The following is a 17,663-nucleotide window of genomic DNA, read 5'->3' as shown; positions in this document are numbered from 1 at the left end:
CTCTGCAGTACCAGTTTTATTATTCTACTTAACCATTGCCATCAATAATGAAGCATTAACTGCATGGCCCACCATACTGTCGGGTGGCATTACCGCAGGTAAATCAGGCGGCACGATTGAGCCAGTCCCAGACCAAAAAATAGCATATCCTATCCAAGAACTTGCGTGTTCAAGGCCTTTGCGCTCCGCTAATTGCTGAGCTCGAATGCGCAATGTTTCATTTGGCGATGCTAACCAGCGATCAACACAATCAAAAATTTGTACGTCATCATCTTGCCAGTCTTGTTTTTGACGAAGGCAATCTAATCCCCAGCGAATCGCTTGCATAACAGGTAAACCGTGAGCAATAAGCTGCATGGCATCGCGCTCTAATTCAGCTTGTTGTAACTTTTCAACCGCGTCAGCTGGTGTTAAATCTGCCGTTATAACCGCCGATGCTTCTTCGGTTACCGGGTAACAAGACAAGATCTGAGCAATATTCGGTTGCTTTAACTGGCTGACGATAGTTGGAGTAATGATATTCATCTTGTTACCTAGTTAATTTTGACTAAAGCGCCTGAGATTTCGGTCATGGCGACACCACTAATTTTGGTCATCGCCGTTGAACTCACCTGTGCACCTGCTGTGCCTTCCATTTTCGCCATTGCAGTTGATTTAACATTAACACCAGCAGTACCCTGCAGATTGGCCTGAGCTGTCGCTTTTAAATCTAGGTTAGAAGTTGCACTGATAGATGTAGCAGCTTTACTTGAAGATTTAACATTAGTGCCCGAAATGCTGACATCTCCACTTGCAGACAAGGTAATTTTTGACGCATCTATAGTGACACCTGAACTGGTAATTTTGATGCTATTACTGCCAACTTTTAGTTCAATTTCGCTCTTACCTTCCAAGCTAATTTTGTCTGCGGTTAAACCATAGTCATTGGTTACCGTGATAGTTTGCTTGTCTTCAATTGCTGTCGTTTGGGTTTTCTTGATAGTCAGCTTATCGTCTGCGTTTACGAGCGTTGTTGCATTATTAGTGACTGTAACTTCAAGGTCTTTACCTGAGGTTAGCGAGATTTTTTCTTCGCCTTTTTTATCGTCAAAACAAAGCTCATGACGTGTATCTTCAGCAAAACCCGTTTGAATACCTGACTGTGTGCTATCTTTGGTTGGATACAATGGAGCATTGCTACCGTTGTACACACTACCTACCACAATTGGTTGGTCGATATCGCCATTAATAAAATCAACTAGTACTTCATCGCCAATACGAGGAATAAACTGCATGCCAGCTTGACTACCAGCCATCATTTGCGCAACGCGGAGTAAACAGCTAGCAGATTTAGCGTCAGTAACGTCCCATTGAAAATGAACACGAACCTGCCCGTCTTTATCTTGGTTTAAGTCACCTTTGCTATCAGATGTACCTGAATCGGTTACCACAACAGCACTCATTAATCCTGGCGCTTTAGGCTTGCTGATAAATGGGTGTGACAAGTTAACTTTAGTGCTACGACAGGTAATTTCACATTGGTAGCTGCTTTGTGTTGTATCTGCAGATAAGTCAATGGTGTGCTTGCACCCTAAAACATTATAATCGCCTTGAAAGGCACTATTGTTATGCTTTGCTAAGGTAAGCGTTTGGCCAATAATCACTACATTAGTGTCTGTTGTTGCCGTAATGTCTTGCGAGCGACCTTCTTCACTAGCACTTAATTGTTTGGCCAAGGTAGAAGCGTCGGAATAGTCGCCTTTGTCAGTCGGCAAGCCATGGTATTCAAAATTTTTGTTGGTATATGTCGTTACGCCACTAGTGCTTACCGTACCAGTACCAGACTCAATTTTTGCTTTCGCAGCGTTGTAACCAGACACCGATAACGACTTTCTTGTTAGTCGTTGCTTAGGTTGCCAAGTGGCTAACAGTAAATTATCACTTTCTTTAACCAAGGCATGATCAAACGTTGCTTGGCTGTTTTTAGTAAAGGAGCTATCTGCCGATTGTAATTGTAGGGTATGCTTGCCACCCTCTTGGCTAAAATAATAAACAACACCAGCTTCCGCCATAATACGGTGAGCAAAAGCCAAATCAGTTTCTTGATATTGAGTGCAATATTCTCGTTGCGTCGACGGCATATTGCCAAACTTATAAAGGCCTTTAAATCCTGCGCCATCAAAAATATCAGAGAGAATATCTTTAACGGCTTTGCCTTGGAATATGCGATTCGTGCGGTTAAAACCTAATAAATAAAACCAAGGCTTTAAAATAAGAGTAAAAGCACGGACGTTATCAGCATTTGCGTCTACTTCTATAATTTCAGTGACATAGCCGTGGTAATTTAAAAGCTCATTCGCTCTACCGGCGATATCTTGAAACCAACTTATTGTCAGAGTTTCACCAAGCAAACTGGCTAAGTCATCACCGTCAGTTACTGCCTGTGCTTCAATAGTAAAATTGGCATTTACATGTTCTTCAACTACACACTTGGTTAATCGAATCGTTTTGTTAGCGCTAGAGGTAGCTTCTAAATAACTCGTACCACCTGCAACATAAGTTTCCATATTGCGCCCCCTGTTACTCGCCGACGACCTGAGCTGGTATCTGCAAACGTTTGAAAAATTGTGGGTTAATAATGCTTGATTGCTTATCCGCATTATTCACTTTTAATTTAACGCCTGACGTACCTTCATAAGGGATGGTAATGATGTCGCTATCATCATTGTTTTGATATTCAGCTAACATCTGCATTGGCCCCCATACACCTTCGAAAGACTTAGTTATTCTTTTGTTATTAGCGTCTACCATATTGATGGTTAAACTGCCTTCTTGATAGTCCTTTGGCCACACGGTTTTTGCGCCTAACAGCGGACCATGAGTAAACAGAATCGACTTATCATATGTGGTTAAGCTAAAAGACATTAATTCGGGCGCCATAGATACCGGAGTATATGAGATAGCAGCACTGATATTATCTTTGCCGTTGTATAGCTCATCGCGAATGACTTTATAGTTTTGCGTAAACGATGTGATGTTGCTGTTTAGTGTCATCACGTGCTGCTTACCAAATAATGCTAACTGTCGCTGGCCTTTAACATCTACAAATTGACTCAATATCTGTTGTTCAAACTGCACAAGTGCACTGTCTGGCGCGAAAAACTTATCAATTGCTCTAACGTTTACCGCCTCCTCACTATCTGTGAATGGGAAGTATGGCGCGAGTTGAGTTTGATACGGATTAACCACTTGCGCTTGCCATTGATTGTTTAGGTAATCTGCGAGCTTGCTTTCCGTGTATTGGCTGCTCAGTTTAACGATATCATTAACTAATCCATCAATGAGTGGTTGGTTATACGCGTTAATCCATAAGCTGGAAAACTCTTGGTAAGATTTAGTTTTAGTTATATCTTCAAAATATGCTTTGCCTGGAATCACTTCGTTATCGGCGTTATCTAACCACTTTTTCAATGCGATAAGATCTTTGTGCAGACTTTGATAAATGGCATCGACTTGCTTTGATGTGCCTGACAGCAAAATATTGTCATCAAACGCATTGTTGATTTTAGTCGATATCTCATTTTGCTCTTGTGCCATTAGCAAGTTGATATCTGGTTTTTCTGGCATCAACTTACTCGCAACTGCCTCGACTTTTTTCGCTTTAGCCGCAAACTTTTTCGGCGCTTGAACGCCTGCTTTTTCTTCTGGCTGTTCAATGGTAATTTGCGGGATATTAACAAAGTGACGGATCCCTGTATTTAACTGCTGAAGCGGAGAGTTTTCTTCCTGCGTTAACTGAGTTAACAACGCTTTAAGTGCTACACCTTCTCGCGCTTTTATATGGGTTAAATAAGTACGCCAAAAGCCGACATACTCATTAATATAGGTATATTTTAAATAGCTACCTAGGCGCTCCATATCACGCGGCTCAGGGATTTTTCTAAATAGGCCATGGTTTCGTTTGACCATGGTTTTAAAAAAGCCAGAGTCAGGTAAAAACGAAAGTTGCAACAAGCCACCTGGCGTATACAAGTTAGGCACTAAAAAGCTAGCGTGGCTTTGGTCAAAATAAAGCAGATCTTTCCCGCCATTTTGTGGTACATCTTGGCCAAATAACGTCGCCCTAATATCGTTTAACTGGCTAAATTCAGGTAACGACTCTATATACTGATATAACAGCTGAAAACGATTCTGCGTCGATATTTCTGCATCGACAATAGCAATGAGTTCATTGTTTACCTCAAATGGCTCATAACCTAAGGTAAAAAGATCTTCTAACAAGATGGTAAATTCGCCAATTTGCTCTCTACTAAGAACACCGCTTTCTAAAAATGATTCTTGAAAATGCTCAACAATAATGGTTTTGTTGTTCATGTTAGCGCCAGCAAGCGACTCATACACGTTTTCCACATTAAGCACTTTTAAGTAGTCTTCTAACTCAAGATAAACAAACAGCTCTTCTTCTAAATATCGCGTTAAAATCGGTTTGAACACCATATATAACTGCTGTTGATAAAGGGCTTTGTAATGTTTTTCTCGCTCGATTGAGACAATAAATGGCAGTACAAACCAAGGCTTACTTTGCTCTTCTAACTTAAACTCTTCGTAAGCGTTATGAAGCATAGTAAGAGGCAATAAAATGGTATCGGGCTCTTCAACATTAAATGCTGTGCCATCTAACGTTTTTTTATAGGCCTCGTGTACTTCTTCGAACTGTGCATGCAGCTTTTCATTGTACTGGTAGTTTTGGTAACCAATCCAAGTAACAAAGCTTAAAAACGCGGCACCTGCGGTAATCATCGCACCTTGCTTGAGCCAGTAGAAAAAGACTTTAAATTTATTTACTGGCGCTTTAAAGGACTTTGGCAACACGCCATGGGTAAACGCTTTTTGCAAAGAAGCCTGAACTTTTAAATTCGCACCTTGTACAACAGGCAGGTGAATTTGATTGACACTTATCAAGGCATGGGCAGTAGCTAAGTTGATTCGCTGCTGGGCTTGTTCGCTTTCCACTAAATGGAAACTGGTTAAGCTATAAGGTAGGTCTGAGCCATCAAATGACTGTAGACGTGAAAAAAGCTGTTCTATCGATAAGCGCAAGTATTGAAGCTGCATAGGCCCCAATAATTGTTTGCGCTTAAAGCCTTCATCAAGTTGCAGTGACACTTTTTTTATATTGGCGACAAACAAAGACTTGAATAGTTGATCGTACGCCTGTGTGAAAGTATCGGTTTTATCTAATGTTTCATTAGACAAATCAATCGATAAATCGGCATATTCAGCATGCTCGTAAATAGCTTCAGCAACGCCATCAAGCTTATTAATGCCAGAAACAAACACATGTAACTGGGATAAAATATCACTTCGATGGTACAAGTCTTCACAGTTAAATTTAAACTCTTCAATAAATGCATCAGTCTCTTTATGAGTACGCTGTACAATACTGAAGGCGTCAAGAATGAGCATAACACCGTTAACTGGTTGCTTAGGACGAATTTCTTTAAGCCACTCAATAAACAAGGCATCGTCGTACGATTCATTAGAACGAACCAACCAAACTAGCGCTCCTTCTACATGGTAAACGCTAATGTTGGCGGGTAAATTCGGTACAGCGATGTGATGAAATTGCGAAAAATCTTGCAAACATGAATCTTGTGCTCGAGCATAAAACCAAGAGGTTTGATAAACATCGCTAGGAAGCTTAAGCTTTTTACGTATGTGTCGGTAACTGGCATGTAAATATCGGCGCTGCCTTTTTCGATCTAATGCCGCAAGCGTGTACCTGAATAATGGCGGAATGGCATACATTCCAATGATAACAGTAACAATAACTGCCACAAGCCACCACCACGTCACCTGAAATTCAAACACAGGAATAATAATCGCAAACACTACTGCGATAAGGGCTAGAACGCCAGCAACAATGTGAGTTATCTTACGACTTGTCACTTGTACTCCTTAATATATGCTTCTTGCTGGCAATAATCAGCGAAGTACTGGCTCACTTGCTTAGCCTCACTAAAACCTTCAACAAAGTAGCCGACGTAAGTTTTGTTATTTGTTTGATCAATTTGCAAAGGATACTGGCTATTTTCGCACTTTTTAAGTAAGTGCTTAGCTGCCGACTCAGAGAAGTAAACACCTAATTGAACAAAATAATTTGCAACATTGGTTGTTTGAGGCTTTTCATCGTTGCTTACAGCGCTATTTACGTCTTTACCTATGCTTTCTGGCTTTTTAGCGCTATCGATTTTTTCTGAAGTAGGCTCACTAGTCTCTTCAACAACATAATCAAATATTTCTTTCTCAACACCGCTATCTTTCTGAGAAAGTGCGGTTGTCGACAATGCACCTTGACCGATAAAATCACTTTGTTCAATTACATGTGGTTCTGGTTTTATACTTTTCATATAGCTTATGGTTTCTGCTGCCATCACCACGTATTCTTGCTGTTGCGTCGCATACAATTTTCGAAGCTCTGTTTCATAAAAAATAACGGCAGTTAAACAAGCAATACCACACAAGAGCCAAAACCATTTTGGGCTTAAACCACGTTTCAGTAACAAGCGATATGGCTTTTTCACTTCATGGCTATACGAGCTGTAATCCAGTTTTTTACTTTTTAGCGCACCAAATTCATTTAGTACATGACTAATCTCAGCGATAAACTGATTTAATTCAACAGCACGTTTATCGTGATATTTACCTTTAAATCCAAGTTGCAATAGAAAGTAGCTAACTTGTAGCAAATCTATATTCTTGCCAGGGTTTTCCAATAATTGTTTAACCAAAGTAAAAAAGGTTTCACCACTATTTCGAATACCAAACAACTGACTAACTAATGTGTTATTTTCCCATTGAATGGTGTCGATTTCACTTTCATAGATAACGCGCTCATCAAAAAAAGCTGCCCACATAAAGCTTAACTTGTCGAGAACCTCAGCAGGCTGCTGTAGCTCGCGACCTTGCACCTTTAATTGTTTGAGGCGCGTTACGATATTAAAGCGGAACGCATCCATGGTTGCGGCGTCATCAAGGCAACTAATCACATCAATTTGCGGAAACAGTGGTAGGCATAATTTGAGTAAAGGCTCATCCTGCCAACTAAAACGTGTTAGCAATTGCGTTAATGCTTCATTTTTCTCGTCAACCAACGCAAATTGATTAACGGTGTAATTCACCGTAGTCATGTTTAGTTAATCAGGAACAACTTTACTTCGTCGACAAAGATACGACTGTCTACATGTAAGGCTAGCAACTCATTTTGTGCTATCACTTGTTGCCATAACGCATCATTTGCATCGATCTGGAAATAGTAAGTCATGGCCTGGCTTTTTAATTCTGGTGGCGGATACGGCAGAGCGTTTACCGCGATGCCCATCGTGGCATTCTTTAAACAATTAACAATGGATTTATTACCCGCCAGTTTAAATCCAGTTCTAAAGATATCTTTGGTGATTTGACCGTTTTCAGCAGTAACCGCAATGATGAGTCGAGTACTACCATCAATTTCTGCTCCTTTGATTTTTGCTAGCATCATTCTTCTGCTAGCAAACAAGGCATCATCCCACGGGATCTCAACCACATTGATATGCTGTGTTATAGAAAGAGCAGATTTGATATTACTCAGCACAGGCTGAATTTGTTTAAACAATTTGTCTGTATTTAATGGCTGCCATGCCTGTCTCGGTAGCAAGTTAACACTGTCTAGTGCTGATTCAAATTGCTTTAACTCTAAGAAAAATCGACCCAGTTTATAGTTTGGAGAGCTAAGCATTGCTTCTAACCAAGGAAGCCAATGATAAATGGTATTGAGTAACTGTTGATCTTGGTATAACGCGAGAGATTTTTGTGTATCAACGGCTGCTTGTAGGCGAGTCATCAACTGATTCACCTTAGCGTTTGCCAATACATCTAACTCTTTCAACCTTTCTTCAATAAATGCCGATGCGCCTATCGTTAAACATTGCGGTATAAACGACTTATCTAAAATCACCTGACCGCTATCTTCGACTTCAAGCACCTTAGCAATAGCTAACTTGCTGTAACCTTCTAAGTTATCATCAGATAATTTAAGGCCAATATTCAGTTTTGCCGTTTCAACTTCGATTTGATCTTGGTCATCTGAGCTAAAATCGTACACGCGACTGTGTTTGGTTTTATAGCGAGAAGTATCGGCTTGGTTATCAAAATTATTACGCCCCATTAAGTGCATGGGTACCACGAGATAAACGATTTCATCTATGGTGCCAGCAGGGATATCCAACACCACTTCTTCTGTTAATTCAAAATACGTATTATCAGGCAATTGTCCTTGGCAGTAAGTTACGGATAACTGCCCTAGCTTAAAGGTGTCTTCGTTAAAGGAAATTTTCGATAAACCAAACTGTGGCGCTAAGTCACCTGCCAACATATTGGTAGATGCTTGCAAGCTTGATTCAAGGTGGGACTCCATCTGCTGAAAATGCTGTGGATATAGAAACGTCCCTTCACGCCATACGATTTTATTTTTCAAGATTAATTAATCCCAATTTATTATTTTATCTAACAGGCTTTCCTCTTTTATGACACTAAGTCTAACACCTGTCGATTGTAATCCCAACCAAATATCAGTCTCTGGTGATACGTCTTCGGGAAGCTCAATTACTGCTGTTGTCACTAAGTTTTGGTAATCAGTAAACTCAGCAACCACGGCTAAAAATCTTGTTGTCGGTAACAATTTAACTTCTAAATCTTGTTTACTCGATGGCATGATCGGATAGATGCGCTTTAACTCTACCAATTGCTCCGCCAACAGCTGTTTGTCTGAGTTAAACAACGACATAAAATCAGCTTGTTTAAACCGTTCAGCGTTTGACAGTTGATACACTCTAAGTGCTACTGGGTTTGCCGTATTATTCGAGAAATTAAGTTTATCGCTAGCTTCTACTCTCACTTTTATCGGTAAAGAGTAGCGGCTCAACACGTCATCACTTGAACATGCCGTTATCAGAACAAATAAACAAACTGTTGTTATTATTTTTGCAAACATTCGATTAATAGTGCTTTAAATTGGCGCTTAAATTGGCCTTCATCACACTTTCTTTTATAGTATTTTTTATAAGCTTCCCAGTTTTTACCGTTGCCGAAAAAGCCAGGATTTCCCACCATATCTTCAATAAGCACAGGGTCAAATTCTTTAATAAATTCATCCACTACGCCATCCAACATACTAAGCAATTTCTTTTGTTGAATCCATGGATTTTGCGTTATTTCAACGAGATGGTCTATTTTGTCAGCTAATTCATCTATAGGCGTACCAACCATCTGCTCATGCCTGTCGGCATTGGCTATTTCATCATATTCCAAATAAGGATCGTCTACTCTCTGTGAAAAGCTCGCTTTCGTCTCTTCAGGCTTATCACCAAGACCCGACAAAATATTATTAGCATCAAATTCAACATCATGGTGTTCAACGGCAACTTCTACAGATTTTGTAGACGCTGACTGCTGACAAGAAAACAAAATGGTGTACTGTGACAATTGCACAATATCACCGTCAGCAAGGGCTTTACTTGAGCCGCTAACAACAGGGCGACCATTTATTAACGTATCGTCCCCATGCGGCTTTAGCACATATTCGCCTTTCTCTTTATCAGAAAATACCGTCGCCCAAATACTGTCTTCGGTAGGCTCAGTTGTTGTCAGTATTAAGTCACATTCTATTGAACTGCCGATAGTGACATCATCTTCATTGACTGTCGCAACACGAGTGACTAGCTTTACATCACTAGGGCACTCAGTTACTTGAAGCATTGCTGCGCTCATTAATTAATTTCCATCACTTGATACTAAACAGTTCGAAGCAGCCTGATTAAATGCTGTTAAGAACCTAGGATTTTGCTGTAAAAATGCGGAAGAAAAAAGGACGCCCAGCTTTATTTCTTCATAAGCTGTGCGAGTAAAGGTTAAATTTCCAACATTTGCTTTGTTTTTTTCGTGTTCGAACACACGTTCATCGATTAAAATGGCATCAACTTCGTGATTAATGAGCATTTTAACGAGTGACTTGGCACTGCGTGGTTTTCTTTTCACGTTGTATTTTTCGCGTTTAATCATTAACCATTCATCGGAGCCAAACTCCGCCGCGACACGATATCGTTGATACAAAGGGTTAGCCGCATCAACATCTAATTTTGTACCAGAAAAATACCAATACAATTTCTTCGTCGCTAACGGAATCGACAACTCACCATATTGTTTGCGGGTATCGCTCATGGCAACGGCAAAAACACCGTCTATCTTTCCCGTTCTCAACCTAAGTTCATCATCAACCCAGCCACCGAATTCTGCACGATAAGGTGTTTCCATACGATTAAAGGCACATTGCATTTGTCTGATCACTAAGCCTTTTACCTCATCATTTTCAACATAATGATGTGGGTAAACATCGTGAGTCGCTAACTGAACGACATCTTCACCATAGCTAAAGCTAGCAACACTCAATAAGAGTGCTGCTAAACCAGCTTTGAAGCCTTTAGCTTTTATTTTACTGTTCTTATTCAACTGACAACTCAAAACTATTGCCATCCTCGCTACCTGTTACCGTTACTTTGGTAATGGGTAAACCTTCACTAATGCGCTCAATACATTGGTTTGCTAGTTTAGGCATTAGGTGGCGGTTCACAATTTGCTCAATCGCACGACCACCAATGGTAGGTTCATTACCTTTGTTTACTACATAATTAACAAAATTCTCATCGTAATCAAAGGTCGCGCCATAAGTTTCATCTAATTTATTGGCAACGCGTTTCAGAGAAATGCCACAAATTTGTGCTAACTCATCTTCATTTAACGGGTAGTAAGGAATAATGCTAGTACGTCCTAAGAACGCAGGCTTGAAATATTCCCCTAGTGCAGGGCGAATTTGGTCAACTAAATCGACAATTTCTGGACGCTCATCAGACTGCTCACACACGTCAACAATAGCGCTATCTGCAGCGTTAGAAGTCATAATGATTAAGGTATTACGAAAATCAATGTTGCGACCTTCACTGTCTTGAATACAGCCTTTATCAAAGATTTGATAGAACAAGTCGTGGACACTTGGATGCGCTTTTTCCACTTCATCTAGCAATAACACACAATAAGGGTTACGACGAATAGCTTCAGTTAATACGCCACCTTTACCATATCCCACGTAACCTGCTGGAGAGCCAAGTAATTGAGACACTTTATGTGCTTCTTTAAATTCTGTCATGTTGATAACAGTCATATCTTGCTCACCACCGTAAAGTAGTTCAGCTAACGATAGAGCAGTTTCTGACTTACCAACACCACTTGGGCCACACATTAAAAAGACGCCCACCGGCTTACGCTTGTCTGTTAGGCCTGCACGCGAAACGCGAATACTCTTGGCAAGCTCTATCATGGCATGGCTTTGACCAATAATTCGCGTATGTAATGAATCTTCTAGGTGAAGTAATTTGTTTACTTCGTCTTTTAATAAGTTGCCAATTGGAATGCCTGTCCACGCACCGATAACTTCGGCAATGGTTTGTTCATCGACAATGGCATGTACCATTGGTTGCTCACCTTGCAATTCTTTTAATTGGTCAAGTAGTGAAGAAAAATCTTTTGTTCCTTCTAAATCACCAGCATCGGCTTTATGCTGAATTTCTGCTAGCTGCTCAACTAAAGCTTTTTCCTTTTCCCATTGCTCGTTTAACTGATCAAGTTCTGTTTCATAGCCTGCTTTTTTAGCTTGCTTTTCAACGATTACGTCGGCTTGATTACTTAACATTGAATCTTCTTTTGATAGCGATTCTATTTCATTATCCAAATAACGAATGGCTTGCTTAGTTGCTTCAATGCTTGTCGGTGTAGCACTTTGTGTTAACGCGATACGCGCGCAGGCAGTATCTAAAATACTGATAGCTTTATCTGGTAATTTGCGACTAGGCAGATATCGAATAGACAAATTAACCGCAGACTCTAGCGCTGCTTCGGTAATAAATACTTTATGATGTTTCTTTAATGAAGTGGCAACACCACGAAGCATTTGCAATGCGTCTTCACTGTTTGGTTCGTCGATTTTCACCACTTGGAAGCGACGCGTTAACGCTGGATCTTTCTCGAAGTACTTCTTGTATTCTTCCCATGTTGTCGCGGCAATCGTTCTAAATTCACCACGCGCTAAAGCTGGTTTTAATAAGTTTGCCGCATCGTTTTGACCTTCAGCGCCACCCGCGCCAATAAGTGTATGGGCTTCGTCAATAAAGACAATAATAGGCACTTCTGATGATTTAACTTCGTTAATGACATCTTTTAAGCGGTTTTCAAACTCGCCTTTTACACTTGCGCCAGCTTGCAACAAGCCTAAATCTAACGAATGTATTTGAACGCCAGCGATAATAGGCGGTACTTCACCCGCGGCAATTTTTTGTGCCAAACCTTCAACAACGGCGGTTTTACCAACACCTGGTTCACCAACAAAGATAGGGTTATTTTGGCGCTTACGACACAAGATATCTATGGCTTGACGCACTTCCTCTGAGCGACCTGAAATAGTATCTAATTCACCATTTTCAGCTGCTGCAGTTAAGTTAACTGTGTATTTATCAAGCGCACCAGTCACTACTTGTTGAGGAGCGCCGCCACCAGCTGCAGAAGCACCGCCCGCTGATTTTTGCGTTTGCGCCAGACCTTTTATGGTTTCTTTTAAGCTTTCAAGCGATACTTTTTCTAACGCTTTGTAATCTCTTTCTTTAATTCCAAAATTGTCACGTTGCTGGGTAGCGAGTAATAAGTGAAGACCAGAAACAGCGCTATGACCAAATTCAACAGAAGCTAATAACCAAGCTGATTTCACTAATTCAATGATATCAGGGCTAATGGTTGGTTGGCCTGAATGTACTTTATCTAGCTTTGCTAGACGCTGCTGCAATTCGGTAACAAAACCGGCAACGTTAACTTTCTGTGCTTCTAAAAACTGTTTTAATTTAGGGTCCCTTCCTTGTAGCAATGACAACAGCCAATGTTCAACTTCAATCGCACCTACCTCTGATTTCATGGCGTCTGCAGCGGCATATTCCAAGGCATTTTTGAGATTGCTGTCGAGGTAGTTAATCAGTTTGGAAATAGATATCTGTGACATAGGATTCCCTTTTCTTTAGTGCTTTCTAATTTGTTGCAATTGACTATTTTCTTTCGTCAATAATTGCGCATTGCAACCCAAAGTAATTGCTTGCCCCTTTCGTTTAGTTAACGCTTTTGGGGTGGTTCTTATACCAGTAAACTGAGCAACAACGTCAATCGAGGCATGCTCAGAAAAACATTGCTGACATATTTCTTTGATTTGTGTTAATTGCTTAGCCGCTTCAGTGGTTTCATTAGCGAAAAGCTCGAACTGTTCGGCATCTGAAATGATAATTTTGACGGTAACATGCTGACTTAACTGAGGGTATTTATGTCCAAGCACAACCCCCCGCCCCAGTTGAGTATGACCTAAGCGACTACGCGATTCTGGTGCTATCACCTTCCACTCGATATCGTCAGTTTCAATTTCAAACTGATAAGGAAAATAAAAGCCTAACATTCGATGGATACTGGTCATAGAGCGGCCAGCATGCCTGTTAAGTAGAGTCGACGGAATGATGTTGTATTCGTCATGGGCAAAGTTAAGCGAAGAGAAGTACTGATTCGCTAATTGTTCTCTACTTTTTTCATTCGATGCCGTTTCGGCACGATAAACCACTGAGCGCATCTTAGCTTTTTCATGACGCAGCTCTACTAAGCGCTGTTCGAAATAAGATAAAAACGTTAAGTAAGCTTCATTGCCGCGGTGATAACTAATTTTCAGCCAATCTAAAATAAAATTAGGTAAGCCGCCTCTTACCCCGAATAAGCCTTTATCTTTCGATTCAACAACATAACTCCCGTCAGATTGTTGTTCATAGCGACAATATTCTTCATGATAATTATCGGAGAACAAGGCTTGTTGGTACTTTACCGGCTTACCCGAAACAACCCGAGCAAGGCGTATCATTTGGAATGATGAACGAACTTTATCAAGCAAATGCTTACCTAGGCGCATGCTCTTACTCCTAACACTGGCTCAAACGATATTGGCAGCCAGTTAAAGTGGGTAAAGTTAACGTTTAGTTTAAACGAGCGATCGAATGATGTTACTGATGCGAAGAACTGATTAATCAAATGAGAAAATAAATAATAATCTGCATTTTGTTCCGCATTATTAAACGTAAGCGTTAACTCTATGCCTGGAACAAAGACCATTCGGCCTTCCACTAAAAACGGCGCGTTGACCTTTTTAAGGTCGATAGATTCAATGCTATCTAGCTCAATGTATTTGGCATTGTTGTAGGTAAACAGCCTTAAGAATTGGATCAGTCTTTCTTTAGTGTCTGGTTTGCCTATCATACTCGACAAACTAAAAGACATAAGTTTTAAATAATCCCAATAATGCTGCTCTGGCACATGTGTGCTGGTAGGCGTTAAGTTAACGTCGTTAATATAAAATTCACCTGGTAGCGCATCTTCAGCATCAGCAACAAACTGATTACCAATATGAATGAGTGAATGTAAATTGGTATTGCTACAGGTAATATCCGCAAACACAGTAAAGCCATTAGGTTCACGCTCTACTGCATTATTTACCGGTAAAACAACATGATGATTAATCTGACCATGAGAGCCTAATTTGTGACGAGTAGACCAATACCAGTCATCCTGATAATTAACGTGCTCGTTGCCAATAATCGGCTTGATGCGTTCTTGGTTGATGCTATTAACTTTGTATAACTCATCAACACTATAGACATCAATTGTTGCCCCGACCGAAGCGTCAGCAATAACTGGATAGGAAAGCTCTTGGTGCGTCACAGATACAGGCTCTGAGACTTGCTTGAAAAGGTTTGTTAACAAAATACGGTTAATAGCAACGTTAATGTCGCCTTTTTCCATTAATTTCTGAGCAAATTCATCAAGATAAAGATCAAGGCAAATTTCTTCACACTTAGGTAATTCAGCTAAGTTATCCTGACAAACACGCACGTAGTTACGTTTATCTTCAATAGTAAAGAATTCTTTCAATTGAAAATTAATGGGTAACTCATTGTCTTTTATCGGTGAGAACACGTCTTGCGTATCGTGAATAACAGGCGTAAAGCTATCTCGATTCAGCGTTTGTGTTATTTGATGCTCGTCACTTGAAACCGCAATTTGACAAAGGGATTGTAAAATCACATCTAAATTACAGCGACCTGTTCGCGAATGGTCAAAATGTAAATGTAAACCAGCCGCTAACGCTTTGGTAAAATCAACTTCTTCATTTACCCGTGCCATTTTAATACGCAAACAATACTTCACCTTTCTAGCGTCGATGTTTTCAGGTACAGGGTGATTAAACGGTGTTTGCTCTAAACTGGTGCCAGTAATTGAAATAGGCGCTAACACACTATCAACAGCGTGGGTAAACTTAACTTGTTGCCCATTGACATCAAAAGCGGACTCTTCGCCTTTTGCTAGTTTAACGGGTTTATTAAAATCGTCAGGACTATGAACAAAAGAGCAGGCAACAGTCGCAGGAATTTGCTTAAACAAATTTGGCGAAGTAACTTCAATAAACTCTTCAATATGACGATACTTTAATTGATCAATTTCTTGTGCCGTTTGCGCACTAACCCATGCAAAACTGTCGATTAAACGCGTAACATTGGGGTCTTCTTGCCCTTTGTTGTTCAAGTTGAGAAGTTCAGCCTCTTTTTGAAATTTAAGACGAAAAGCTTCTAATCCCTGGCGAATACCAGAAAGCTCTTCTTCAAAATATTTCAGCATTTTATTCATCATATTGGCTTTCGTTCTCTATCAATACTTTCATTTCTGTTAAGTCAATATCAGTATCTAACTGCAGTTTTTCGTCTTTGCCGTTGTTATTGCGTATCGCGCTGATTAAGAAACGTAACGTATTGGTTAGTGTGTTCTCGTTTTCTATATATTCAACACTGATATTGCTTAACCTTGGTTCAAATTGAACCAGTTTATTCTTTACTCTTAGCGCTATTTGTTCGCCTGAATTTAAACGGCTAAACAACGCGATATCTTCCAGGCCAAAGCAAAAGTTTGAACGTTGACTTGGACGCTCTGCCCCTTCCATTAGATAAGCGGCTTCTGTTTTTAAAATTAAGCCAATGTTTTGATAAATCGCCAAAATATTGGTATCAAACGCATCAGCATTTTCTTCTGCATAAAAGGCTTTAAAAAATCCCATCGTCAACGCCTAATCTGACATAGTCGACAAGCTAACCATGCTGGTAACTCGGTCATATTGATATTGCGGCACTAAATCTATTTTGCAGCTATAGCGTCTTTCGTTAGCGTCTTCTTCAACCACTTTTACCTTGGCAACTTGCAATGGCATCTTTGCTAATGTCGCCTCATCCGACACAATGGAGTTCGAGCAATACTGTTCAAGCCAATGATTGAGTTGGTTTTCACAATCATGTGGCTCCATTAAAGAACCTATCATGGTTCTCAACTGCACTTTTAGGTAATGGGCAATTCGACTTATCATCAAGGTTGTTTGCAATAAAAAGCGATTTTCGTTGCTGGTTTCCCTGCGAACCGAGTTATTCGATTGAAAGAAATACTTCTCGTTTAGCGGATTATAAAAGACACTGATAAATCCTTGGTGTGCCAAAAATGTCGCCGTTTCCGCCGACAGACGCGTTCTAAAATAAGGCCTATCTAAAGGGCGATTACCCGCTAAAGCAAATGTGCCTATCGTGCTGCCACCTAATGAATTAACTTTGCGTGACTTTAAAAAGCCGAACCAGCGTACGCGATTAAATTCCAACATGACATTTTTCATAAAGGTCATGGCAGCATTGCCCCACAAGTGAGTTTCGTTATGAATTTCGTTAAAAATAAAACCAGCGGGGTGTTCACGGTAACGCTTTCGCACCGCAACCTTGTTAAACACAAGACCGATAAACTGAGTATTGTTTAACGTGCGAAGGCGATGCCAACCATCAAAATCATTACTCGTTAATACACGGGATACTCGGTCTAAATCAGACAGAAACATTTCGCCTTTGGCACCGAAGAAGTTTTCATCGACATCAAGAATAAAAGGACACAGGCTACGCTCCCCAAGTTCCGCGATTAACTCTAAGGTATATAAGTCATCAAACTCATTTTCATAATCAAGATCTAAGCTAAACTGGTGATCTATGGTGATCAAACCAAAAGGTTCGCCACCTAAGGTATTAAACTCTTTATTCGCAATTAAGTTATACAGGCGCGAGTTTTTAACCGAAGAGGCAATATTGAGATCTTGTGAAATTTCCGCCCAACTAATGTTGAGAATTTTTACTTTCGCTGCTTGGTAATTTATCGGTAAATAGACCAGCTCTTGTAAGCTGCGCCATCTTGATTCTAGTTGTTCAAATTCAGGCGCGGTCATAATCTCTGTCAATTGCGCACTGATTTTACGATCAATCTCTCCTATTAAATATTTTGCTTGGGCAATAAGCGCTAGGCGTTGCTTAGCTTGAGCGTCATTATTATTTTTCAAAACGGATTCACCCTAAAGCAAAAAGAGCAGAGACTTAACTAAACGTTGCAGAGAATACTAAAGATAAAGAAAAAGGCGCCACTTATTCGCAGCGCCTTTTGGATTTTATCTA

Annotated in this window: 13 protein-coding genes; all 13 read right to left on the bottom strand. The window is 40.2% G+C overall.

The window, feature by feature from the left end:
- Positions 1-24: 24 nt before the first annotated feature.
- From ACOB80_RS00655 to ACOB80_RS00595, 13 genes are read right to left on the bottom strand one after another with little or no spacing between them, the layout of a single operon-like run.
- Positions 25-525 (bottom strand): DUF6931 family protein, encoded by a 501-nt coding sequence (locus ACOB80_RS00655; protein ID WP_473163866.1) that lies wholly within the window; start codon positions 523-525, stop codon positions 25-27.
- Between the two features lie 8 nt (positions 526-533).
- Complete coding sequence (locus tag ACOB80_RS00650; RefSeq protein WP_473163865.1) at positions 534-2,546, bottom strand: type VI secretion system Vgr family protein; 2,013 nt, start codon at positions 2,544-2,546, stop codon at positions 534-536.
- Between the two features lie 13 nt (positions 2,547-2,559).
- Positions 2,560-5,928 (bottom strand): ImcF-related family protein, encoded by a 3,369-nt coding sequence (locus ACOB80_RS00645; protein ID WP_473163864.1) that lies wholly within the window; start codon positions 5,926-5,928, stop codon positions 2,560-2,562.
- Complete coding sequence (locus ACOB80_RS00640; RefSeq protein ID WP_473163863.1) at positions 5,925-7,169, bottom strand: DotU/TssL family secretion system protein; 1,245 nt, start codon at positions 7,167-7,169, stop codon at positions 5,925-5,927. The genes ACOB80_RS00645 and ACOB80_RS00640 overlap by 4 nt, the downstream gene beginning before the upstream one ends.
- A 2-nt stretch (positions 7,170-7,171) precedes the next feature.
- Entirely contained in the window at positions 7,172-8,494 is a 1,323-nt protein-coding gene (gene tssK / locus ACOB80_RS00635) for a type VI secretion system baseplate subunit TssK (protein ID WP_473163862.1), read from the bottom strand.
- A gap of 6 nt (positions 8,495-8,500) precedes the next feature.
- Positions 8,501-9,010, bottom strand: coding sequence for a type VI secretion system lipoprotein TssJ (gene tssJ / locus ACOB80_RS00630; protein WP_473163861.1), 510 nt, complete (start codon positions 9,008-9,010; stop codon positions 8,501-8,503).
- Complete coding sequence (locus ACOB80_RS00625) at positions 8,995-9,786, bottom strand: hypothetical protein (protein ID WP_473163860.1); 792 nt, start codon at positions 9,784-9,786, stop codon at positions 8,995-8,997. Before ACOB80_RS00625 ends, tssJ begins: the two co-directional genes overlap by 16 nt.
- A 3-nt stretch (positions 9,787-9,789) precedes the next feature.
- The gene (locus ACOB80_RS00620) at positions 9,790-10,548 is read right to left on the bottom strand and encodes a transporter substrate-binding domain-containing protein (RefSeq protein WP_473163859.1); all 759 of its coding nucleotides are present in this window, start codon (positions 10,546-10,548) and stop codon (positions 9,790-9,792) included.
- Positions 10,517-13,114 (bottom strand): type VI secretion system ATPase TssH, encoded by a 2,598-nt coding sequence (gene tssH / locus ACOB80_RS00615; RefSeq protein ID WP_473163858.1) that lies wholly within the window; start codon positions 13,112-13,114, stop codon positions 10,517-10,519. Before tssH ends, ACOB80_RS00620 begins: the two co-directional genes overlap by 32 nt.
- A 15-nt stretch (positions 13,115-13,129) precedes the next feature.
- Positions 13,130-14,053 carry a type VI secretion system baseplate subunit TssG gene (locus ACOB80_RS00610; protein WP_473163857.1) on the bottom strand — a complete coding sequence of 308 codons (924 nt, stop codon included), beginning with the start codon at positions 14,051-14,053 and terminating at the stop codon, positions 13,130-13,132.
- The gene (locus tag ACOB80_RS00605) at positions 14,044-15,825 is read right to left on the bottom strand and encodes a type VI secretion system baseplate subunit TssF (protein ID WP_473163856.1); all 1,782 of its coding nucleotides are present in this window, start codon (positions 15,823-15,825) and stop codon (positions 14,044-14,046) included. Before ACOB80_RS00605 ends, ACOB80_RS00610 begins: the two co-directional genes overlap by 10 nt.
- Positions 15,815-16,246: a GPW/gp25 family protein gene (locus ACOB80_RS00600; protein ID WP_473163855.1), complete on the bottom strand. Its 432-nt coding sequence runs from the start codon at positions 16,244-16,246 to the stop codon at positions 15,815-15,817. The genes ACOB80_RS00605 and ACOB80_RS00600 overlap by 11 nt, the downstream gene beginning before the upstream one ends.
- A 9-nt stretch (positions 16,247-16,255) precedes the next feature.
- Positions 16,256-17,551: a type VI secretion system contractile sheath domain-containing protein gene (locus tag ACOB80_RS00595; protein WP_473163854.1), complete on the bottom strand. Its 1,296-nt coding sequence runs from the start codon at positions 17,549-17,551 to the stop codon at positions 16,256-16,258.
- Positions 17,552-17,663 lie beyond the last annotated feature (112 nt).

The sequence above is a fragment of the Thalassotalea coralli genome, assembly GCF_055786205.1.
Note: the sequence above shows the minus strand (reverse complement) of the source record. Positions and strands in the feature narration are given on the sequence as shown.